Below are 22,541 nucleotides of genomic sequence, written 5' to 3' on the forward strand. Positions count from 1 at the left end.
TAACGTTATCTGCATAGCTGTTTGGCTTCAGCGATCCACTGGGAGACTTGGGTTGTATCTGGGCTGAGGTCGGCTCTTTGCATTAGTTTCACCTGTAGCCGCTTAAGTTGAGCATGAAGCTGGGCTACGGGTAGTAGGGCAAGTTGCTGGGGTGAACTAATGCCAGCATGGAGCAGGAGTCCACAATATTGGCAACCAACGCTAGGAATACAGGCAAGTTTGGCTAGAGCTGTCCACTTGTTGATGTGCTTGACATGGGAATTCAGCCTTTGCGCAAGTTTTAGACGCGCGGCTTGACTACGGGTCACCTTGAGTAAATCAAGTGTGGTGATAATATTAAGCGCTCTTAGCTGCTGCTGTTGATCGTCAGGGATTCCTGGCAGCTGCTCGATAGCCCAGTTTTTCAATTGGATTGAATGTAATGTCATGGTTCGAGACTAGCCCTCCATGGATCAAACGAAGGAGTTATGTTAGGTTGTTAATCTGCTACACTAGTTCTTCCGCAGAGTAATTGCTCTAGGGTGCTTTTGACAACGGGATGTAGCGCAGCTTGGTAGCGCGCCTGCTTTGGGAGCAGGATGTCGCAGGTTCGAATCCTGTCATCCCGATTACATATTTGATAAGTGGCTTGTACGTTTGAAGCCAAAGTTGCCTCATGGGACAATAGAACCGTTAACATTTATTTAATTTAATGCGAGTACCAATCGCGAAGTAATAGTTATTGCGGTGGTCAATTTTGAAAATGTCTTTAAGAGGTCTGAAATCCGACAGGGATATTAGATGCTAAGGATAGACAAAATTAAATTTATTAAAGGTTTTTGCGTCATCGGGGAGAAATTTATGAAAGCAAGGTTGAAGGGATTACTATGTGGCCTTATCGGTGCAGGCTTAGTAAGCGCTGCACTGCCTATGTTGGAAGTGAAGGCTCTTTCTCAATCAGAACTATTAGAAAAACTTGCCGCAGTTTCTGTCTATGTTGTGACCAATAGGGATGGTGTTTTCATCACTAGACAGGGGGATTTTCCAGCCGATGGTCTAGGCAATATAGAACTGCTAAACGTATTTTTCTCTGAATCAGATGCTCAAAGTTTTGCAGAAAAGTTAATCGAAGCAGATCCAAATTTAAGGGGTAACGGTTCGATCGGGTTAACTAACCTATCGGCAGTGTATGATTTTGCTGCGCAAGAATCCGATCTGCCTCGAAAGCTCAGCTTCTCACCACAAGCTGAAGACTTGAGGGCTGCCGTTGCCATTGACCCTAACTTCCTTGCGGGAGAGACTACGCCTCCTGTGCCGCTTTTTACCATCGAAGATTCGGAGGGGAATCCTATCGCGTTAGCGTTTGGCGACTCTGAAGAGACCTATATTTCCATGTTTCTATCTAGCCGCGATGCTCAGGGGATTCTCGATGCTCTGAATGCTGGGAAGCCAGAGTTACAAGCGCAGCTTAGTGTTTACTCGCTGAAAGACGTTTCTCGTAGTCTGGTAGCAAGTGATGATGCACAGTATGAAAAGGTTCGATTTTTCCAGTCTGCAGAGGTGATTAATCAAAACCAGACTTTAGAATAAGAACGTTCGCAAAGCATCATAGATTTGGTGAGCAATAAATAGTTTGGTGCCAGCTTGTAAGGGCGTTTGATTTTGCTGGGCATCTATGACTACTCCTTGGTTGAGATCGCTCCCAAATCCACTATCCGGCTGATCCACTGGATTCGCTACAATGGCATCCAATCCTTTCCGCTTTAGCTTGCCTAATGCAGGTTCAATAATATTGCCAGTCTGAGCCGCAAACCCAACCAGGGTTTGCTCAGCTCTTTTGCTAGCTGACAGTTTTGCAGCGATATCTGTAACGGGGGCAAGGGGCAGAGGATTGGGCAAATCCGCCTTAGCCAGTTTGCCCTTGATTTGTAGCTGTGGGCGCATATCGGCCACGGCGGCAGCCATGATAATCAAATTCGCGGTCTCCAACTGAGATATGAGAGCAGCTTCCATCTCAGCAGCACTGATTACAGCTATAGCTTGAACCCTATCAGGAATGGTCTGACGAAGGAGGTTCTCCATAGGGCCATGAACTAGGGATACATGGGCTCCTCGATGGACTGCTGCAGTGGCTAAGGCAATGCCCATGCGTCCGGTGGATGGATTGCCGATATAACGGACGGCATCGATATATTCTTGGGTGCTACCGGTACTGATGAGGATATGTTTGTCCCGGAGGTCGCGTTTGCCTTGCGTGTAGTGTAGAGAGTTTAAGGCGGCGAGGATGGTTTGGGGCTCGGCCATGCGTCCGGTGCCGATGCGATCGCAGGCCAACCGCCCAGCCGTCGGCCCCACAGCATGATAGCGTTCATCTTCTAATACTTGCTGCCAGTTGCGCTGGACAGAACGCTGCTGCCACATGTCCGTATTCATGGCTGGAGCGAGCAACACAGGACAGGTAGACGCCAAAACTGTATTTGTCAGTAGATTATCCGCTAGACCGTTTGCTAACTTGCCTAGCGTATTTGCCGTTAGCGGCGCAATTAAAAAAATATCCGCCCACTCAGCTAGCTCGATATGTAGCGGTCGAGCCTGATCAGCGGACCAAAACTTATCATCCGTATAAGCAGCATGACGAGCAAGAGTCGCAAAGGTCAAAGCCGAGACAAACGACTCTGATGAGGATGTCAAAATAACTCTTACCTCCACCCCAGCTTTAGCAAGGGTGGATACCACCTCACAAACCTTGTAGGCTGCGATACCGCCACTAATACCGACAAGAACCTTGGCGGCTTGTAACGTATCTGCCATTAAGCTTCGTCAAAGGCTTCCATATCCAGCAAGTGTAGATAAGATTCCACTAACTCTGGTCGTTGAAAAGCAACAGATCGCAGTCTATGCCAATCTCGCAACCCTTCAAAGGCTGTCGTATACTCATCTTGCTCTAGACGTTGTGCCAGCTGATCGACTTCTTCTTGCGTGACGTCAGCAATCGGCTTATCAGAAACTTTGCTTGTACTTGAAACCATGGTGCTGGCTCCTTTGGGCTGGGCGCTATCCAATAGTGTATTCGGTGTTGTATCGACTGTCCCGGAGTACGCCTGAATTGTTACACCGTGTCTTCGCAAAACTTTCTAGCTACATCCAGCACCTGTAGGCTGATTTCATGCCCCATGTTGAATTCATGATAGTCAACATCAACTGACAATGCGGTTAGGTCAGTTTTGTTTTGGTGGGCTTGGGTGATGGGTACTACTGGGTCCTGAATTCCGTGAACGAGCAGAATAGGACGAGGGCTGATAGGTGAGGATATGGGACCGTGGCTATAGCCGCTGAGGACCATCATGCCGGCTACAGGTAGTTGCATACCTACATCTAAAACCATAGCGCCCCCTTGGGAAAAGCCACCGAGGATTGTGTTTTCTAAGGGAATGCCTGTTTTGTTCGGTAAAGCGGCAAGCCAATCGAGTAACAACTGGCGACTTTGCTGCAGATCTGTTTGGTGAGTAAAAGATTGATCGAAATCAAAAATATCCGGTAAGGCGTACCACATACGCCCGCCGGGGGCTCCCATGCTGCCAGTTAATTTGTGAGCATGAGGTGCATCAGGAAACACCATTTGGTAGTTAGCCAGTTGCATATAGGGAGCGATGCCTGCCACATCCTGGGCGTTGGCCCCCCAACCATGAAGAAGGATTAATAGATGACTAGCGGTGGCGTCACCGGCAGACAGGGCACGAAGTGACATAGGCACAGTTTTGGGCAAGAAGGTCGCTACGGATTCTACCGTAGACCTGTCAGACTCTGTTCTATCTCTAGGAAATGCAGCCCCTGCCGATTCTGAGTATTAATGCCGATATTGGAATAACTGCAACGTTCAGTGAACAGGGACGAAGTAGCACTAGAGGGCCCATCTGAACATATAAGATGTTGCTGTTGTAAGGGTAGTTGACCACATAAATTTCATCAATACTGCATGAATCCGTAAAGTCCACTGCATTTGAAGCTATGGATGCCCTCTGTTAGTCCGATGGGCTGCTAACTTTTCATCGCGTTAATGCTATGCAGTATTCCTTGTTCCGAAGTGTGTTCTTAAAAGCAACTGTTCCTGTTGTACTGGCTTCCCTGGTTTGGCAAGCCCAGGAACTGCCAACCCGTGGCAATGCCTTGCCTGTCTCACGGTCGACCGTAGCCCAGCCCAAGGTAAGCTCAGCCCAGGGATGGAATTCTGTATTGCATGTGGCTCGTCTTGTGGAGAGCCGTCAACGCAGCACCAATCTGGTGCTGCAGTTAGAGGTACTGAATAAGCCTCAGACCACCTATGCCAATGCGGTCTATCAAGTATTTGCTAGGACCCGTGGTGATAGGGAATGGCAAGAAATTCATACCAACCGAGGTGCGCGGCTCATGCCTGGTAACGGTGGTAAGTATGTTCTTGAGTCGGAGGTCATTTCTATTGCCGAGCTAGAACGAGAGATCCGTGATGAATTGGGTGAAGATCTACGCATTGAAGATGTAGAACTGGACTGTGTCGTCAGTATTCGCTATGACCTGGCTGGTGGTGGTCGTGATCTGCGCGAAAAAATCACCTATCGACAGAGCTACAGTGAAATCAGCACAACTTCGACCACCGCGATTGTTCGTAGTTCCACATCAAGTACTGTCACAGCCAGTAGTACGTCATCTACAGAAACTGCAGTATCTGGCCAAACATCCAATCGTCAAGCCATCCTTACCTCAGGTGGGCATGACGACGACGATGATGACGACGACGGTAGTTGGGAAGGTGACGACGATGATGATGACGACGATGATGATGACGGTGGTAATCGAAATCACCGTGGTCGTCGACGCAGTTCCAATTCTCGGACAGAAGTGAGCGGCAATCGTTCATCCCGTAGACGCTCAGAGATTCAAAGTCAGGTTACTCGCGCTTGGGATTCGGTGTTGCATGTGGCACGTCAGACGGGGAGCAGCCAGCAGAATCGTAATTTAGTTCTGCAGTTAGAAATCCTGAATAAGCCTCAGACCACCTATGCCAATGTGGTTTATCAAGTGTTTGCGAGAACTCGTGGGGGTCGTTGGCAGGAGATTTATACCAATAGTGGAGCCCGACTGATTGAGTCTGCTGGAGGCAAATATATTCTGAAATCGGAGGTAATTTCTCTGACCCAGTTAGAGCAGGAACTACGGGATGAACTGGGGGATGAGCTGCGACTGGAGGATGTGGAAATTAACTGTGTGTCGAGTATTCGCTATGACCTGGCTGGGGGCGGACGGGATATTCGGGAAACGTTTTCCTATCAGCGGAGTTATACGAGCATTGTGAGTACGACGGTGACTGAAATTACTCAAATTGTTGGTTCGTCGACTACGATCATCGATAATCGTTCGGATGATCATGGCGATTGTCGCCGGTGTAGCGGTGGTGGCGATGACGACGATGATGATGGCGGCGATGACGACGATGATGATGGCGGCGATGACGATGATGATGACGATTAATGGTTGCCGTCGCTTAGGGTAGTCCTAGGTCTAGAAGAGTTTTGCAATAAAGTCCTGCAACGTTAAAGACCAATCAGTCGAGGGGCTTATTAATCTAAGTCCCCACTGATTAAATGATGGATTTTGCGTTTACTCAGTCCACTTAAACCACGTCCAAGTTGAAACCTGTAGCTTCTTCTACGGAAAAACTCTAGTTCTGGACGTGGACAAGGTTTATATTGCCAACGGTGGCAACATATCAACAATCTGAACAATCAACCTATCAAACGCCAATGGCGAAACCTCCAAGGTTTCGGCCAGAATCGTTTGGGCCTGATATCGACCATCTTTGGGTTGGCGAAATGTATAGAGCTGCCGTTCGATGACGTCGAGTATCCAGTATTCTTCAATACCTGCAGCCGCATATAGAGGAGCCTTAGTCTCCAGGTCATATTTCAGGCTAGAATCTGCCACTTCAATAACTAACAATACCTCTTTGGGACTGGGATGGTGAGTACTGTAGGCGAGTGGGTCACAGGCAGCAATGGTGATATCAGGCTCGGGTTCAGAGTGATTACTTAACCGAATAGGATCCTGAACGCGAATAATGGCTTGTTTTTGCAATGCCAACTCAAATACGGTCTTTATTCGAGTGGTGGCAGAAGCATGGGCAAAGCCCTTTGCGACCATTGTGACAATTTCTCCATTAATCAGCTCAGTATGCTCGGTTGCAGCGAGAATACCGAGTTCGCTCATACGAGTATATTCATCAACGGTAAAGCGACGGGTTTGACTAGCAACCATTGAGAAATTCATAGCGCAACATATCTATTTTAAGGCTGTTATCTATTTGCCTTCACGTTTTAACCTAGTAAGGTTGAACACCCCAAGAATGTATAAATCCCATGACACGCTTAGCGCTGCTTAGTGCATCTGACAAAACAGGAATTGTTGACCTAGCCAAGGTCCTCACCACAGAGTTCGATTTCGATATTATTAGCAGCGGCGGTACGGCCCGCACCCTCACCGAAGCAGGCATCCCCGTCACCAAGGTATCCGACTACACCGGCTTTCCCGAAATCCTCGGCGGTCGTGTCAAAACCCTCCAACCCCGCATTCACGGTGGCATCCTCGCTCGTACCGATCACCCCGACGACCAAAAAGACCTGGCTGACAATGACATTCGCCCCATCGACCTGGTCGTCGTCAATCTTTACCCCTTTGAGCAGACTATTGCTAAGCCTGACACCCCCCTGACTGACGCCATCGAAAATATCGACATCGGTGGTCCCACCATGCTGCGGTCTGCCGCTAAAAACCATGCCTATCTAACCGTTTTGTGTGCCCCCGCTCAGTATGAAAGCTACCTCAGCGAACTAAGAACTAATAACGGTCAACCTTCCTTAGAATTCCGTGCCCAATGTGCTCGCCAAGTCTTCTGGCACACTGCTACCTACGACCAAGCCATCGCCACCTATCTGACTAAGCAAGCAGGCGGTGCCACCAGTGAGCGCTTTGCCCTGAGCGGCACCCAAAAGCAAACCCTTCGTTATGGCGAAAATCCCCACCAGCCAGCGGTATGGTACCAAACGGGCAATCAGCCCAATGGATGGGCTGCTGCGGAAAAACTCCAGGGTAAAGACCTCAGTTATAACAACTTGGTAGACCTCGAAGCTGCCCGCCGGATCATTGCTGAATTCCCCAGTGAAAATGGTCCTGCCGCTGCTGTGCTCAAGCACACTAACCCTTGTGGTGTTGCGATTGGTCAGTCCATGGCATCTACTTACAAACGCGCCTTCGAAGCTGATAACGTGTCTGCCTTTGGTGGCATCGTTGCCCTCAATCAAGACATTGATGTGGAGACGGCTGAGTCATTAACCCAAACCTTTTTAGAGTGTGTGGTTGCTCCTGGCTGTGCCCCAGCGGCACGGGAAATTCTGGCAAAGAAGAAGAACCTGCGGGTACTGGTATTGCCAGATCTACTGAGTGGCCCTGGTCAAACCATTAGAGCTATTGCTGGGGGTTTTCTCACCCAGACGTCTGACGACTTCCAAGAAGACGTGACCCAGTGGAAAATCGTCACCGAGCGCCAGCCAAGTGCAGCGGAACTGACGGAAATGCTCTTTGCCTGGCGTGTGGCCAAGCATGTGAAGTCCAATGCCATCGTGGTGACCAATGAGAGCACAACGGTAGGGATTGGTGCTGGTCAAATGAATCGTGTAGGTGCGGCCAAGATCGCTCTGGAGCAAGCGGCAGAAAAGGCGGTCGGAGCCACCTTAGCTAGTGATGGATTTTTCCCGTTTGACGACTCGGTAAGAACGGCAGCAGCGGCAGGCATTAAGGCAATTGTCCAGCCGGGAGGCAGTATCCGCGATGAGGATTCGATCAAGGCGGCTAATGAGTTAGGGGTGATTATGGCATTGACGGGGACGCGGCATTTCTTGCATTAGGTTCGTATCTCGTTAGGTGCACCCACGTTAATTACCCTTCAACCATTTCTGACCCTTGAGGCGTCGCAGTACATACAACACCATCAGATCCAGCGTAATGCGGCGCTCATCGCCCATAAACTGTTCGATAGTGCTGGGCGTCGCCCCATTGGTCGCAAATGAATAAATTTTAGGACCGGTAATGCTTTCTTCTAGAAAGGCAATATTGAACTGACGTTTGCCCTGGTCCCAACGACCAATGACCTGGGGATAGCTGTCTTTATCCACGCCAATCACATTGATGGGCTGGGTTTCAAAGGAAATCTGTAAATCATCCAGCCCCTCTTCTTTGGCTAGGGCGGTTTTTACTGCAGGCAAAAAGTGCTGTTCGATAAATTCAGCAAACGGTTTGTCCTCTAACTTGGGCGGTTTCGCTTTTTTCGCTTTTGCCGGTGCCTTAGCAGGAGGCTGATCGGGTTTAGCTGCTTTATCGGCGGGCTGCTTCTCTGCAGGGGCCTTAGGAGTCGACTCGTCTGCCATGCTTGTGTCTGTTTGGTTGAATTTGAAGCGTAAACCACGCTCCAAACAAGGTCCTTCCCATATTAATGGAACACCCCCTTAGAGAACAGCTTCTAAAGGGGGGATTCATGTCTTATTTAGCTAAATCGAATCATGGGTAGCAGGTGGGTAAACCCTGAGCGCTACTCAAGCCCCGTCCCTAGGACATTACGCCAGCAATTGCCTGACGTACGGTTGCGGCATCGTCTTGCTTACTCATGGGAGCTAAACCAATTGCTTCCAAATCGGCATCTACCATCAGTTTGACCAGGCCTTCAAAATTGATAGATGGTTCCCAGCCTAGTTTTGCTTTGGTATGAGTGGGGTCACCAATAAGGATATCGACTTCAGCAGGGCGTAGATAACGCGGGTCAAACTTGACGTAGTCATTCCAGTCGAGGTTGACATAGTTGAAAGCAATATCTAGAAACTCTTTGATCGTGTGAGTTTCGCCTGTGGCCACCACATAGTCACCAGGCTCGTCCTGCTGCAGCATTAGCCACATGGCCCGAACATAGTCTTTGGCATAGCCCCAGTCCCGCTTGGAGTCCAGGTTGCCTAGGTAAAGGGATTGCTGACGACCAGCCACAATACGGGCAACGGCACGGGTGATTTTGCGAGTCACAAAGGTTTCACCACGGCGGGGAGACTCGTGGTTAAACAGGATGCCATTGCAGGCAAACATGTTGTAAGACTCACGATAGTTAACGGTTTGCCAGTGGGCGTAAACCTTAGCACAGGCGTAGGGACTGCGGGGGTAGAAAGGTGTGGTTTCTTTTTGGGGAATTTCTTGAACTTTGCCGTACATTTCGGAAGAGCCAGCTTGGTAGAAGCGGACTTCTGCATCAGTACGCTGCTGATAGTCACGAATGGCTTCCATGAGACGTAAGGCTCCCATGGCTACCGTATCAACGGTGTATTCGGGAGAGTCAAAGCTGACACGAACATGGGACTGAGCGCCAAGATTATAGACTTCATCCGGCTTCACTTGCTCTAGAATGCGTCGCAGCATAGTGCCATCATTGAGGTCGCCGTAATGCAAAAACAAGCGAGCCTCATCACTATGGGGATCGACATAGATGTGATCAATACGATCAGTATTAAATGTTGAGGTGCGACGGATAATACCGTGTACTTCGTAGTCTTTTTCTAATAAAAGTTCTGCAAGATAAGACCCATCCTGGCCAGTAATTCCTGTAATTAGTGCACGCTTAGTTTGCGTCATATTGTCAGCTTCCTTTTCTTTTTCTTCTATATAAAGGGCTAGCTAATAGCCACTATTAACCAAAGATGTATCATTCAAGCTAATGCACCATATTTGATGGGACTGTCATAGGGCTTCTGAAGCCATAAAGTCGAAGCAACCTCTCCTTTATGAAAACTTGCATCAAATCATTTTAATGAGCTCAGTATGACAGTTACGTAAGTTCATCTATGGTCAGTTAAGTCATTGGCTCGTGCGTTTAAGATGCCTTTGCGTCACTATACTTCCCACATTGCCTCACTGTGGCAAAGGTATATTCCGTACTGAACTTTGTTTTTGGGACTTGAATGTATCAGGGATTTTGCATTTAGACTCTACGTTAGCTTTAAAATCCCAGAATGTCTTTAAGTCAGGACGGGACTAACTTTGGCTGGACCTGATTAAGCTCTGCGATCGCGTTCGATATCGTAGATCGCCTTTTCCCAACACCATTGCTCTGAGCGGTCTGGATTTTGAGATCGCACCCGCTCCACCAGGCGACTCGCGACAGCCTGATTACCATTGACTAAACGCATAAGTCGCTGCCGAGTAGCCCGAGGGACTGCCGATGGCCCCGTGGGTAGGGACGGTACCGAAAATCGCAGGGGTAGGCGATATCCTGTCAACCAGCAAAAGACAGCCACCACCAAGACCACAGCAAATATGATTGAAAAGATGGATGACATCGTCTACTCTCCCCGTATTTTCTCTATATGCCGATGGACTTAGTTGATAGCCGTAGCCAGGCAATTTTGGACTTTTGGTTTGGTTCACCCGTAGGCCCTTATCGTCAACAATGGTTTCGCAAGAATTCTGAATTTGACGACCAAATTAAGGTCCAATTTATGGATGTTTACTGGGCTATGCTAGCGTCCTCTCCAGAGAAGTGGCTGAAAACGTCCAAAGCCAGCCTAGCCCGGATTATTGTGTTAGATCAGTTTGCCCGCAATATATTTCGCGGTACACCCCAAAGCTTTGCTGCTGACCCCCAGGCCCTTGCGACGGCAGAAATGGCTATTGAGCAGGGCTATGATGCCCAAATGCTGCCTGTGGAACGCTTCTTTTTATATTTGCCGTTCGAGCATAGTGAGCAACTCCCCCACCAACATCGCTCGGTTGAGTATTTTGAATCGCTGGTGTTAGATCAGCCAGACCTGGCCCACGGTCTAGACTATGCTCGTCGTCATCGAGATGTGATCGCCCAGTTTGGGCGATTTCCCCATCGCAATGAGATTTTGGGACGACAGAGCACTGAAGCTGAGTTAGCATTTCTCAAACAGCCAGGGTCTCGATTCTAGATTTGTAGAGTCGTTCCATGGAACGACTCTACAAATGAAATCCCCATGCAACACCTCTACACCGGTTTTTCATAGTCAATTTCAACCGTCATATGTACATTGCCCCTGGGTTGAAAATCACCCTTGATTTTGAACTTTAGCGGATCGGCCACCGCCAAAAAATCATCCATGATCTGGTTGACCGATTCTTCGTGGGAAATGTAGCGATCGCGATAGCCATTGATATAGAGCTTAATGGCCTTGAGCTCGACTACTTTTTCATTGGGAGTATAGGTAATGTAAATGGTGGCAAAGTCTGGATAGCCAGAGAATGGGCACTTGCAAGTGAATTCTGGCAGCGTGATATTGACGTCATATGGGCGACCGGGACGTGGATTGGGAAATGTAATCAGCTCATTTTCCTCAATTGCACGCTCGCCATACTTAACAGATTCGGTAGTGGTGGGAAAGGGGATGTCGGTCATGGAAAAATCTGGAAAATTAAGTTGATGAAAGTGGGTGGTGATTTTTTAGGAAACAGGGTACAACTAGACGTGCAATTACCTCACAATCTGGATTTGGTTGTGATATGGGCAGTTTGAGCAGCGTCCACCAAGGATGTTAATCAGTTGCCCAAGCGCTGGCGGCCTCACTGCAATCGATCCAATCGCTTAGACAGATTGATTATCAGCCTTTGCCTACTTTGAACTTAGAGTAAGTACTTGACGAATGACGTTGACGTTGCTCTAATTTGAACGACCCGATGGGGCAGTTTCCCGCCTGTTTCCAGACTAGCTGTTAGATCCCTTTGGAAAACAGCATAGGGCAGCTGACTTTTGTTTCTATTGGAGATTTTTGGAACTGCTTATGAATCCTTCCTATAATTCTGACTCGGGGAGAAATCCGATGAGATCAGAGTCCAGCTATTCACCTTCGGTACCGGTATCGGTATATCGCGAGCTAGCAGCCGAATTGCAAGCCACGAAGGCCATGGTGGATTCACTGAGTGCTCAGAATAACCATCTCAATAAACAAAACCATCTTCTCCGTCAAAACATTCATCAGATGGTCCAAGTTGCTTTGCAGCTCGGACATCACGCAGGTGTGGCTCATCCTGCAGAGGCAGAAATGTCTTTCTCAACGCCGCCCTTAGATCTGCAACCTCATCCCCAGACAGAATTGCAATCTATGCAGTCAATGCCTGCAGGAAAAGATGAAACTCATCCCCTACCATCGGCTCCCCAGCGTCCGAGAGCCAAAGCTGCACTATCCAAAGTCTTTACGGAACAATCTGGAGAGAATCGTCGCTATAGCCTCGAATCATCAACGAGTGGCAGTTTGAGTACTCTCTGGCTGGTTGCATCTATTGCCATTATCATTCTGACTGCGTTTGGTGCAGGCTTTTTAATTATGCGTCCCTTGATCAGCGATCGCTAGCGTTGGTCAGGATATCGACATGCCTTACGACATTTCAGGACCTTAATGTGTTGTAAGTCAATCGTCGCTTTGATCAGGTTCTACTCTAAAATTGACTACGCAGCAGATGGATCATACCGTATCAATTGTTACGGCAATTAATCTGCGTAACTCGCTAAACCTTGATATCGTGGTCCAATCTTGTTTATTGGTCCCGTGTGTGGAGCTATAAATTCGCATGAAAAAAATCGAAGCCATTATTCGCCCATTTAAACTTGACGAAGTCAAAATCGCACTCGTGAATGCAGGCGTTGTCGGCATGACGGTGTCGGAGGTGCGAGGATTTGGACGTCAGAAGGGACAAACTGAACGTTATCGCGGGTCAGAGTACACCGTTGAGTTTTTACAAAAGCTCAAGGTTGAAATTGTGGTAGATGATGACCAGGTGGATAACATCGTGGAACAGGTAATTGCTGCTGCCCGTACCGGAGAAATTGGTGACGGTAAGATTTTTGTGACGCCGGTGACTGAGGTTGTGCGTATTCGTACTGGTGAGAAGGATTCGGAAGCAGTTTAGTGTCGTTTGACAAGCTGTTGATTGACGATTTCTTAGCAGGTTATGGCCGGTTTGGTGTCAACCTGGGGCTAGACCGGATCCAACATCTGCTAGAGCGTTTAGGCAATCCTCAGAATCAAGTGCCGATTGTGCATGTGGCTGGCACAAATGGTAAGGGCTCTGTCTGTGCTTATCTGACGTCAGTGTTGTCAGCAGCTGGTTATCGTGTAGGCCGCTATACTTCGCCTCACCTATTGACTTGGAATGAGCGTATCTGTATCGGTCCAAAAGCGATTACGGACGATGAGTTGTGGCGACATTTAATGAGCGTCGCCGCTGCCATTAATGTTGAGACTACAGAAACCCCGACTCAATTCGAGGTATTTACGGCGGCGGCTTGGTCCTATTTTGCAGCTCAGTCTGTAGATATTGCTGTCATTGAAGTGGGATTAGGGGGGCGGTTGGATGCAACTAATGTGTGCCCTGAGCCCCTGGTAACAGCTATTGTCTCCCTGAGTCGCGAGCATTGGCAGCGCTTAGGTCCTACTCTGGCGGATATTGCTAGAGAGAAGGCTGGGGTGATTAAGCCTGGGCGACCCGTGGTGATTGGCCCTCTCCCTAAAACCGCTGACACAGTTGTCCGACAGCGAGCGACAGAGCTAGATGCGCCATTGTATGAGGTGCCTCCTGCCACGACTACTGAGGCAGGACATTTGCTTAGCGGCCTCGATGGTGGTGCGCCCATCGAGTATCGGTCTGGGCTATTGGGAGAGCATCAGCGGGTGAATAGTGGAGTTGCGATCGCTATCCTCCAACTCCTACAACGTCAAGGCTGGCATATCCCGACTGAGGCTATCTCCATCGGTATGGCCTCAACCCAATGGCCAGGACGCCTGCAGTGGCTCACCTGGCAAGGACAACAGCTGCTGATTGATGGGGCTCACAACCCCGCTGCGGCTCAAATGCTACGCCGCTACGTCGACCAGCTCCCCCAGCCTGTGACCTGGTTAATGGGGATGCTAGCGACCAAAGACCATAATGAAGTTTTTGCCGCACTGTTACGTCCAGGCGATACTTTGCATTTAGTCCCTGTCCCTGGCCATCAAACAGCAGAAACAGGTGAGTTGGCACAACTAGCGCTCACCGTTTGTCCAGAACTAACAGGTTGTTATACCTACAAAACCTTTGATGCAGCACTCACTGCAGTGGCGAGAATGGATTCCGCCACAAAGGTTCTTTGTGGTTCTCTGTACCTAATTGGGGATTTTCTAGCGCGGCTTAACGGATAATTATTCGGGAGGTCGCCCTCATCCTCCAAAGTTATCGGTTGTTCCATTCTTCGGCGGCATCAGCCACGGCTACGTCTACAGTTTTGTCGCCAAGCATGGCCGCCTGCAGATTGTCGTAAATTGCTTTTTGTAGCTTTTTCACATCCTCAAGTGCAGGAATTAAAACCTCTGCATCAGCTAACTGACTGGCACTGACAGCGCGAGCGACCTCTATGGGCGTAGCCCCCTCAGGAGCCTCGGTCAACGTGCTATCGGCAGCGGCGGCTGTTGATGGCAGTACCTTAGCAGCTTGGGCAAAGGTCACCTGATTCTCATTGTTGGTGATATACAAGGCAAACTTGACCGCTGATTCGGGGACATCCGTGGAACGAGGGACCACCAAATTCATGGCGGCCACATTCTTCTTCCCAGTCTCTCCCGTAATTTGGGGCGCAGTCTTGGTCGCAACGGCAATATCCGGTGCGTTGTTAGCAATGTTGTCGAGAGCTTCAGCTCCAGAGGCCAAAAAGACCGTTTCTCCGGCCTGATAGAGCTCAATGGCGCGACGATGTCCCTGGGTCAGCACTTCACGGGGTAACAGTTCTTGCTGATAGAGATCGGTCCAATATTGAAAAACAGCTCGACCTTCAGGGTTATTAAAGGCTGCATTCCCCTCTGCATCTACGAGGGGAACCCCCATCTGAATAAAGGACTGTAGAACATCAGCAGCATCTTCGGGAACAAAGCTCACAAAAAAGGCGTATTTGCCAGTTTTCTCCTTGATTTGTTTCGCGGCGTCGGCCAGTTCAGCATAGGTGCTGGGGGGAGCACTGAGGCCTGCTTGGTCTAACAGCTCGGTATTAAACAAGGTTACTCTTGTGGTCAAATACCAAGGAAAGCCAAAGCTATCTCCATTAAGCGTTGTTGCTTGCCAAATTTTAGGTAAGTAGATGGCCTGTTCTTCAGGACTAAGCTGATCGTCTAGAGATAACCAGGCATTGCGACTGGCTAGCTGGGAGGCGAAGTCAGGGTTGAGGTTGACCACATCGGGAGCGGTTCCAGCTGAAACCGCCGTCAAAATTTTGCTCTGCATGTCAGCCCACGGCACATCGACCCAGACCACATCCACATCTGGGTTAGCTGCTTCAAAATCAGCAATCAGTTGGTTGAAATAGTCGGTGAATTTTGGCTGCAACTGCATGGTCCAAAATTCTACTTCCTGCTTTCCTCCAGTGTTAGAGCCATTACCACCGCCACACCCTGCCACCGCAAATAGCAGCCCAGCCGCAGCCCAGGATGCCATTCGTGATAAAAAACGCCGACGTTGAAACAGTTTCATGATGTTTTTCGCTTGCCAAGAAAATATGTCTAGGGGTATGTTCCGCCACTTTAGACCAAGACGGTCGTAAGTGGGGCTTTCTCCAAAGGAGCCACGACGGGAACGACTTCGCCCAGCCCGCGATTGGCATTAGCTGAGCGGAGTCAAAGCTATTGCACCGTTACCCGAACGGCACAATCCCTTGCCCTTGCCCGCGCCTCCTCAATGGTATCTCCCACGGCCAGGGCTACACCCATGCGACGATTCTTGTGGGCCCGAGGTTTACCAAACAGTCGCAGCTTGCTGCCAGGGACAGTCAGAGCCTCTGCCACCCCGGTAAATGTAGGGCTATTGCTAACTTCACTGGCCAGAATCACGGCTGAGGCACCGGGGCGCATTTGTTCAATCTCGCCAACGGGCAGACCTGAGATTGCCCGTACATGGAGTTCAAATTCCGACATATTTTGACTCACCATGGTGACCATGCCGGTGTCGTGGGGACGGGGACTGACTTCGCTAAAGTAAACGGTTTGCGATTGACTAGGAGCACCGGTAATAAACAGCTCCACACCAAACAGCCCCACTCCACCCAGGGCATCAGTAATCGCCTTAGCAATCTCTTGACACTTAGCCAGGGTAGTTGAGTTGAGGGCACAGGGTTGCCACGACTCACGGTAGTCGCCATCCTCTTGGCGGTGGCCAATGGGGGGACAGAAGTGAGTGATAGGTTGGGCCTCAGGCAGCTGTGGATGAGACCGCACCGTTAACAGGGTGATTTCGGTGTCAAATTCTACAAAGCCTTCGACAATGACTCGCTGATCCTTGCCACGTCCGGCTTCGAAGGCATAGGTCCAGGCGGCCTCAACATCTTCAGCCGTTTTGACCAGGCTTTGTCCTTTGCCGGAGGAACTCATAACCGGTTTGACAACACAGGGGAGACCGATGGTTGCGATCGCATCTCGATATTCTGACTCTGTCGCTGCAAATCGATAGGGCGAGGTAGGTAATCCCAACTCCTCAGCTGCCAACCGACGAATTCCCTCACGATCCATCGTGAGCCGCGTTGCTAAGGCTGTAGGAATAACTGTCCAGCCCTCCGCTTCTAGCTCAATCAAGGTTTCTGTTGCCAAGGCCTCTACCTCCGGCACGATCAGGTCGGGACGTTCTTGTTCCACCACATGCTTGAGGGCTTGACCATCCAACATGCTGAGCACGTGGGAGCGGTGGGCTATCTGCATGGCAGGTGCATTGGCATACGCATCTACTGCAATCACTTCAATGCCTAAACGCATTGCTTCTAGGGCTACTTCACGCCCTAATTCACCAGACCCTAACAGCAGCAGGCGTTTACCACCACTCGACAGAGGGGTACCCCAGGCGACATTGCTCGGCTGATTTGCCACTTTTGCCATAATTACTCAAAAAAAAACCAACTTTTTTTAGAAATCGTGTGATCAATTTAGCCAATTGCGTGTAATATCGCTCGTAAAAAATCACTTACTTTCTCTCTTGAGGCGATTTTCCTTTTCGTGAGTTGAGGGTGATTGGGTTAAAAGCCGATGTATAAATTAAGGCCTAAGCTAAAGCATTCAAGGGAGTTAAAATCTGCAATGAAATGATTTAGATGGAATTTAAAAGCATGCCAATCAAAAACTTTCAGTTATTGAAGCAGTTAACAATCTGCAATGAAATGATTTGAGCTGGGTGTAAAAACGGTCCATGCTTAAACGTTTAGTTTCAAAGGGACCCTGACTACAGCTGGTTTTTCACTCTTGCAAGGTGGCCAAAAAATCAATTCAAAATGGTGTATGTTTTTTCATCTTTTTAGGGCAGTATTGACACCAACCTCTCTATGCTTTGGCGATAGCTGGCCATTCCTGCACAAATTGTGTACGATGCGTGAGCAAAAATTCATATCAAAGTATTAGTCTCCGCCAAACTAAAGAATTGGGCTCTGCTTAATTTAAATTGCTTGGCTCTGCCTCATGCAAATTGCCTTCCACAACCGGATAACATTTTGACCGGATAACGCTGTGAATAGTTTAAAGTCGCTATTTTCAAGAAAAGCCCCAGGCGTTGGTGTTGAACTCACGCCCGAACGGGTCAACGTAGCCCGCTTGCGGAAGCAAGGGCAGAAGTTAAAATTAGAAACTCTCGCCTCTGCTGAGATTCCAGAAGGCATTTTTGAGGAGGGTCAAATCATTGATACGGCAGCGATGGCTGATGCCATTCGGTCTGCTTTGACAGAAAGCAAGTTAAGGGTGAAACGGGCCACGACGGCTGTTCCTGGTCGGGCAATTACGCGGGTAATTCCGGTACCAGCAGAGTTAGACGATAACGAACTGCGTGAGATGGTACTCAACCAGGAAGCCAGTCTATATCTGCCGTTTCCTCGAGAAGAAGCTGATGTGGATTATCAAAAGCTGGGCTTCTTTGTCGATGAGGATGGGATTGAGAAAGTTCAGGTGTTGTTGGTGGCAGTCAAAAAAGAGGTCACCGATGCTTACATGGAAACATTTCAGCAGGCTGGCCTCAATCTAGATGTGGTTGAGACCAGCAGCTTTGCGCTGATTCGAACCATCCGTGAGCAGTTGCGACAGTTCACTCCCCAAGAAGCGGCTGCCATTGTTGATATTCAGTTTGAGAGTACCGAAATCTCAATTGTTGTTGACGGCATTCCCCATTTCTCCCGGACAGTTCCTATTGGGACGTTTCAGATTCAAAGCGCACTCAGTCGCGCGATGAATTTACCCCCAACTCGCAATACAGAATTGCTGCAAGGGATGACTGTACCGGCAACGCCGATGGATAGTATGGGGGCTCCCCAGATGGCTGGTGGGACTAACCCAGGTACAGCGGCCATGCTCAGAGTATTGGGTGAGCTATCCGATGAGCTCCGACGCTCCATTGACTTTTACTTAAATCAGGGAGAAGACATGGAGGTTGCCCAGCTGCTATTGGCAGGGCCAGGCAGTGCCATTGGTCAACTGGATGAGTTCTTTGCCCAACGGTTGAGTTTGCCAGCTAGCCCGATCGATCCGATTGAGGCGCTATCGCTGGAGTTGGGTGATGATATTGCCGAAGCTCAGCGTCCTGGGTTAGCAACAGTTCTTGGATTGGGTCTGCGGGAGGTTTAGAACATGTACAGCATTGATATCAACTTTCTCAATGATCGTGAAGAGCGGCCTGTATTGGCAACTCAATCGTCGGCTGTTGTTAGGCAGTCAACTAGCGATCGCACTCCCATTGCCATTGGTGTTGGGGTTTTGGTAGCCGCGTTAGCCGGTGTAGGTGGATTTTTTGGATTCCTTAAATATCAAGAATCTACTTTACAGACAAAACAGGCTGAGCTGGATGCTCAACTCACTGAGCTACAGGCAAAGCTAGCCCAAGTCGAGCAGATCAAAGCAGAAACAGAAGCAGCGCGCTCAGAAAGCCGTGCTTTAGCAGGAGTCTTTACTAAGATTCGACCCTGGTCAGCCATAGTGAAGGATATCCAAAATCGAATCCCGACCCGAGCTCAGTTGTCACAAGTCAGTCAGACCGGTGGCGAAGCAATCACTCCCCCCGGAGGGGAAGCTCCTGTAGCGCCTGAAGCAGGGGGCATTAGCATTAATGGCACGGCCTGTTCTTTTGACGATGTCAATGATTTTCTTCTGACACTCAAAAACTCCCCCTTCCTAGAGAGTGAAACCGTTAAATTAAATACCTCCACTCTGGGCGGTGATGTCTTGGGTCGTTGTCCAGGCGAAGCTCAGCGTGACGAGCCCACTCAGCTAGTCGACTATACGATCGCTGGCAATATCAAAAGTGTATCTACCGAACAGTTTGATCGTCTACTTGCTGAACTGGAAAATCAGCAAGCGTCTGTAGGTCTTTCCTCTAGGTTAAAAGCCCTTTTAGAAACAGGAGTGCTCGAATAATGACATTAAGCGGAGACTTTATCCCAGCCGAAGATGACCTGTATGATGAGCCGTCAAATCCTGTTGTCTTTGGTATTGAGCTAACCCCCAAAGTGTTAGGCATTTTGGCTGCGTTAGCTGGTATAGGTTTAGCTATATTCTTGTTTCAACGATTTGTACAGCCTGTACGGCAAAGCAATCAAGAACTGAGAACCGATATTGCTGAGAAAGAACAACAGCTAGCTAACCAAGCGGAACGACTAGAGGAAATTGCCAACCTTGAGGAAGAACGCGATGCCGCCCTGGTACAGCGTCGTAATGTCTACTCCTTATTTGCGGATGAGTCCTCTATGGATACCCTGCTACTAGATATCAATCAGCGGATCAAAAATAGCAATGCTTCGATCGGTGCTGCCCGTAACCAGATTAAGGCTCGGGGTATTCCTCCAATTTTGATTGAGGCTCAGCTGAAAAGATTTGACCCCGCTGGAGAAGTTATTGTCCAAGACGGTAGTCTAGGCGCAGAGGTTGACGGTAAGCTCAAGCGTCAAACCTACAGTGTTGATTTTTCGGGCGATTTTGCTCAGACTCAGTCGATCCTGGGCAATATTGAGCGATTAGAGCCTTTGCTATTGCTCAAAGATTTTTCTCTCTCATCATCTGAGGCTGTGACTGAAACCGTTCTTAACAACCAAGGTCAAGTGGTGGGGCAGCCAAAACAGCAAATAACCTCAACATTTGCCGTGGATGCGCTAATTCCCACTGGTGATCCCTCGGTTCCACCGGTGATAGCTCCACCGCCTCCGCCGGCTGAGGGTGAAGCAGCCCAATAGGCAAAATATAAACAGCCCATAACGTTTGTAACCCCTGTCCCCAATTTCCCGAGATTTTATTCCCCAGGCATTGACGTACGCTAATTAAGATTAAGGAGTGAACTGTGAAACGCTTTTTCAAACTTGGAAGTTTAATTGTTGGCGGAGCGCTGAGCGTCCTCACAGCCCAGTCTGCTGAAGCCGCTGCTACAGCCATTCAGGATGTTGAACTCAAAGCAACTAAAACTGGTATGGAGCTGCTGCTTTCAACCAAAGGCGGTGACACTCCTCAGATCTTTGCTGTCCGGCGAGACAATCTTCTGCAGGCAGATATTACGAATACTCAGTTAGCGTTACCCCGGAGTAAGGCTTACAACAAGCAAAGCCCTGATCCTGCTATTCAGTCGATTCAATTAGAAACCCTGAATGAGAATACGGTGCGATTGACAATTAAGGGGGCGGACAAAGCTCCAGTTGCCGATTTGCAGAAGGTCAATGGTCAGGGATTACTGGTTAGTTTGGATACTCGACCAAATGCTACTCCACAGCCAAGTGAGCTTCCTGATGCCATTGAAACAGTAACTGACGAATCACTGTTGCCAGCTCACATTGCTCAGGCAGACACAGACACAGATACACCGGATGTCCTGGTTCCTAACCCTGAAGTGATTATTGACGGTAATCCAGTGGCAGCTCCTTCGTTAAATGGCGCACCCCCGTTTTTACCCCAGGCTGTTCCGCCACCAGTAGGTGATATTGCTGTATCTGAAATTGGTGCGAGTTTAGATGTGATTGACTTGGGTACGGCTGAGCGTGTGCCTCGGTTGGTCCTGAGGGATGCAACTGCTCGTGAGGCATTATCCTTGTTGGCTCGTGCTGCTGGGCTTAACCTGGCATTTACTGAAGCAGGTGCTGGTGGAGAAGGGGCTGCTGCTGTCGATACCCAGATCACCTTGGACATTGAAGATGAGCCCGTGCAAAATGTTTTCAATTATGTCTTACAAATCTCTGGATTGGAGGCAAATCGTATCGGTCGGACGATTTTTGTCGGTCCTCGATTGCCCCAATCTGCACGTAATTTGACCGTGCGCAGTGTTCGTCTGAATCAGGTGGATGTAGCCAGTGCCGTGAACTTCTTAGTGTTCATGGGAGCTGAAAGTGCATTTACCGACGTGCAAGAAATTGAAACAGTTGAATCAACGATCGATGTGGGTGAAGAAGTCGAACAAGTTGAAAGAACTGAGCTAGAGACAAGCATTGAAATCTTGCGGGCTGATTATGAGGATTCACCGCCTCTATTGCGGGGATTGCAGGTGATTGGTGATGCTCGTACGAGTTCTGTAACGCTAGTGGGTACGCCTCGTCAAGTTGAAATTGCGACAACGCAGCTCGTGCAGCTGGATCTACGTCGGCGTCAGGTTGCTGTTAATGTCCGTGTGATCGATGTGAATCTTTCAGCGATGGAGCGATTTGACACTAGCTTTTCCTTTGGTGTCGATGACACCTTTGCTGACCAAACGAATGGGCTTCTAACGCTGGCCTTTAATAATAACCCTTTGAATGTTGCGAGAAACTTTATTGCAGCTCTTGAGGCCACCATTACCAATGGTAATTCCAAGATAATTACCGATCCAACACTGATTATTCAAGAAGGCCAGGACGCCTCAGTTAACTTAGTTGAGGAGGTCATTAACGAAAGTGTGACTAACGCTGTCATTAGTGATAGTGGCGTCGTCACTAATGAAAGAGCGGTTCAATTGGTAGATGTAGGACTGACTCTGGCGGTTAATGTTGATCGCATCGATGATAATGGCTTTGTGTCTTTGTCTGTTGCACCCACCATTTCTTCTCCAGGAGCACAATTTGATTTAGGCGGAAATGATTTTGTAATTCCAATTTCCACCCGAGCATTATCCTCCGGCCAAATTCGGGTGCGTGATGGTCAAACTCTAGTTCTGTCTGGGATTATCCAGGACACCGATGCTACCAGTATTCGCAAGGTGCCAATCTTAGGCGATTTGCCGATCATTGGTGCGCTGTTCCGTGACACTGATACTACGAATGAGCGTCAAGAATTGATTGTCCTGTTGACGCCTCAAGTTTTGGATGACTCAGATCAAAGTATCTATGGCTATAGCTACACACCTGGGGAAGATGTGCGAGAGCTATTGGGAGAAGATGAGTAATTTTCGTTAGTCTCCGTAACATTTAAAAAATCCTCTGAAACTCTTTTATAGAAGGGCTTTCAGAGGATTTTTCATGAGATATCATACCTTGACTAAGGATAGATCCTATGAAC

At 48.9% G+C, this 22,541-nt stretch carries 22 protein-coding genes and 1 tRNA gene; 12 read left to right on the forward strand and 11 right to left on the reverse strand.

Annotation, left to right across the window (positions count from 1 at the left end):
- Positions 1 to 5: 5 nt before the first annotated feature.
- Positions 6 to 428 carry a DUF4332 domain-containing protein gene (locus IXB50_RS00555; RefSeq protein ID WP_215606977.1) on the reverse strand — a complete coding sequence of 141 codons (423 nt, stop codon included), beginning with the start codon at positions 426 to 428 and terminating at the stop codon, positions 6 to 8.
- Positions 429 to 534: 106 nt separating this feature from the next.
- Between IXB50_RS00555 and IXB50_RS00560 the strand changes: the two genes are divergently transcribed.
- Positions 535 to 608: transfer RNA gene (locus tag IXB50_RS00560), tRNA-Pro, on the forward strand.
- Positions 609 to 840: 232 nt separating this feature from the next.
- Positions 841 to 1,569: a Tic22 family protein gene (locus IXB50_RS00565; protein ID WP_215606978.1), complete on the forward strand. Its 729-nt coding sequence runs from the start codon at positions 841 to 843 to the stop codon at positions 1,567 to 1,569.
- Here IXB50_RS00565 and coaBC read toward each other — a convergent pair.
- The 3 genes from coaBC to IXB50_RS00580 form a co-directional block, all read right to left on the reverse strand.
- Positions 1,561 to 2,790, reverse strand: coding sequence for a bifunctional phosphopantothenoylcysteine decarboxylase/phosphopantothenate--cysteine ligase CoaBC (gene coaBC / locus IXB50_RS00570; protein WP_215606979.1), 1,230 nt, complete (start codon positions 2,788 to 2,790; stop codon positions 1,561 to 1,563). The two genes, IXB50_RS00565 and coaBC, sit on opposite strands and share 9 nt — an antisense overlap.
- Positions 2,790 to 3,008, reverse strand: coding sequence for a protein IsiD (gene isiD, locus IXB50_RS00575; RefSeq protein WP_215606980.1), 219 nt, complete (start codon positions 3,006 to 3,008; stop codon positions 2,790 to 2,792). The genes coaBC and isiD overlap by 1 nt, the downstream gene beginning before the upstream one ends.
- An 80-nt stretch (positions 3,009 to 3,088) precedes the next feature.
- Positions 3,089 to 3,727 (reverse strand): alpha/beta hydrolase, encoded by a 639-nt coding sequence (locus IXB50_RS00580; protein ID WP_215606981.1) that lies wholly within the window; start codon positions 3,725 to 3,727, stop codon positions 3,089 to 3,091.
- A gap of 314 nt (positions 3,728 to 4,041) precedes the next feature.
- Here IXB50_RS00580 and IXB50_RS00585 point away from each other — a divergent pair, with 314 nt between their 5' ends.
- Positions 4,042 to 5,484, forward strand: coding sequence for a hypothetical protein (locus tag IXB50_RS00585; protein ID WP_215606982.1), 1,443 nt, complete (start codon positions 4,042 to 4,044; stop codon positions 5,482 to 5,484).
- A 213-nt stretch (positions 5,485 to 5,697) separates the two neighbouring features.
- On the opposite strand, the gene IXB50_RS00590 is transcribed toward IXB50_RS00585, so the two are convergent.
- A complete protein-coding gene (locus tag IXB50_RS00590) occupies positions 5,698 to 6,267 on the reverse strand; it encodes a Uma2 family endonuclease (RefSeq protein ID WP_215606983.1) in 570 nt (189 codons plus the stop codon).
- 101 nt (positions 6,268 to 6,368) lie between these two features.
- Between IXB50_RS00590 and purH the strand changes: the two genes are divergently transcribed.
- The gene (purH, locus tag IXB50_RS00595) at positions 6,369 to 7,913 is read left to right on the forward strand and encodes a bifunctional phosphoribosylaminoimidazolecarboxamide formyltransferase/IMP cyclohydrolase (RefSeq protein WP_215606984.1); all 1,545 of its coding nucleotides are present in this window, start codon (positions 6,369 to 6,371) and stop codon (positions 7,911 to 7,913) included.
- Between the two features lie 27 nt (positions 7,914 to 7,940).
- Here purH and IXB50_RS00600 read toward each other — a convergent pair whose 3' ends face one another.
- The 3 genes from IXB50_RS00600 to IXB50_RS00610 all read right to left on the reverse strand — a co-directional run bounded on the left by IXB50_RS00600 (position 7,941) and on the right by IXB50_RS00610 (position 10,379).
- On the reverse strand, positions 7,941 to 8,432 hold the full coding sequence (locus IXB50_RS00600) for a DUF2996 domain-containing protein (protein WP_215606985.1): 492 nt from the start codon (positions 8,430 to 8,432) through the stop codon (positions 7,941 to 7,943).
- A gap of 178 nt (positions 8,433 to 8,610) precedes the next feature.
- Complete coding sequence (gene gmd, locus IXB50_RS00605; RefSeq protein WP_215606986.1) at positions 8,611 to 9,675, reverse strand: GDP-mannose 4,6-dehydratase; 1,065 nt, start codon at positions 9,673 to 9,675, stop codon at positions 8,611 to 8,613.
- A 419-nt stretch (positions 9,676 to 10,094) separates the two neighbouring features.
- Complete coding sequence (locus tag IXB50_RS00610; RefSeq protein WP_215606987.1) at positions 10,095 to 10,379, reverse strand: hypothetical protein; 285 nt, start codon at positions 10,377 to 10,379, stop codon at positions 10,095 to 10,097.
- Positions 10,380 to 10,412: 33 nt separating this feature from the next.
- Here IXB50_RS00610 and IXB50_RS00615 point away from each other — a divergent pair, with 33 nt between their 5' ends.
- Positions 10,413 to 10,991, forward strand: coding sequence for a DUF924 family protein (locus IXB50_RS00615; protein WP_215606988.1), 579 nt, complete (start codon positions 10,413 to 10,415; stop codon positions 10,989 to 10,991).
- Positions 10,992 to 11,047: 56 nt separating this feature from the next.
- On the opposite strand, the gene queF is transcribed toward IXB50_RS00615, so the two are convergent.
- A complete protein-coding gene (gene queF / locus IXB50_RS00620; RefSeq protein ID WP_215606989.1) occupies positions 11,048 to 11,455 on the reverse strand; it encodes a preQ(1) synthase in 408 nt (135 codons plus the stop codon).
- Between the two features lie 382 nt (positions 11,456 to 11,837).
- Here queF and IXB50_RS00625 point away from each other — a divergent pair, with 382 nt between their 5' ends.
- From IXB50_RS00625 to IXB50_RS00635, 3 genes are all read left to right on the forward strand, one after another.
- Positions 11,838 to 12,407, forward strand: coding sequence for a hypothetical protein (locus IXB50_RS00625; RefSeq protein ID WP_215606990.1), 570 nt, complete (start codon positions 11,838 to 11,840; stop codon positions 12,405 to 12,407).
- Positions 12,408 to 12,624: 217 nt separating this feature from the next.
- Positions 12,625 to 12,963, forward strand: a complete 339-nt coding sequence (locus tag IXB50_RS00630; protein ID WP_215606991.1) for a P-II family nitrogen regulator — start codon at positions 12,625 to 12,627, stop codon at positions 12,961 to 12,963.
- Positions 12,963 to 14,231, forward strand: coding sequence for a bifunctional folylpolyglutamate synthase/dihydrofolate synthase (locus tag IXB50_RS00635; protein ID WP_215606992.1), 1,269 nt, complete (start codon positions 12,963 to 12,965; stop codon positions 14,229 to 14,231). Before IXB50_RS00630 ends, IXB50_RS00635 begins: the two co-directional genes overlap by 1 nt.
- Before the next feature lie 31 nt (positions 14,232 to 14,262).
- Here IXB50_RS00635 and IXB50_RS00640 read toward each other — a convergent pair whose 3' ends face one another.
- Positions 14,263 to 15,549 (reverse strand): ABC transporter substrate-binding protein, encoded by a 1,287-nt coding sequence (locus IXB50_RS00640; protein WP_215606993.1) that lies wholly within the window; start codon positions 15,547 to 15,549, stop codon positions 14,263 to 14,265.
- Positions 15,550 to 15,698: 149 nt separating this feature from the next.
- Entirely contained in the window at positions 15,699 to 16,940 is a 1,242-nt protein-coding gene (gene purT / locus IXB50_RS00645; protein WP_215606994.1) for a formate-dependent phosphoribosylglycinamide formyltransferase, read from the reverse strand.
- Between the two features lie 621 nt (positions 16,941 to 17,561).
- On the opposite strand from purT, the gene pilM reads away from it, so the two are divergent.
- From pilM to IXB50_RS00665, 4 genes are all read left to right on the forward strand, one after another.
- Entirely contained in the window at positions 17,562 to 18,665 is a 1,104-nt protein-coding gene (pilM, locus tag IXB50_RS00650) for a type IV pilus assembly protein PilM (RefSeq protein WP_215606995.1), read from the forward strand.
- 3 nt (positions 18,666 to 18,668) lie between these two features.
- Positions 18,669 to 19,451, forward strand: coding sequence for a PilN domain-containing protein (locus IXB50_RS00655; RefSeq protein WP_215606996.1), 783 nt, complete (start codon positions 18,669 to 18,671; stop codon positions 19,449 to 19,451).
- Positions 19,451 to 20,263, forward strand: a complete 813-nt coding sequence (locus IXB50_RS00660) for a type 4a pilus biogenesis protein PilO (protein ID WP_215606997.1) — start codon at positions 19,451 to 19,453, stop codon at positions 20,261 to 20,263. Before IXB50_RS00655 ends, IXB50_RS00660 begins: the two co-directional genes overlap by 1 nt.
- Before the next feature lie 104 nt (positions 20,264 to 20,367).
- Positions 20,368 to 22,428: an AMIN domain-containing protein gene (locus tag IXB50_RS00665; protein ID WP_215606998.1), complete on the forward strand. Its 2,061-nt coding sequence runs from the start codon at positions 20,368 to 20,370 to the stop codon at positions 22,426 to 22,428.
- Positions 22,429 to 22,541 lie beyond the last annotated feature (113 nt).

Source organism: Leptothoe spongobia TAU-MAC 1115, assembly GCF_018739885.1.
In the GTDB taxonomy this organism is placed as follows: domain Bacteria; phylum Cyanobacteriota; class Cyanobacteriia; order Phormidesmidales; family Phormidesmidaceae; genus Leptothoe; species Leptothoe spongobia.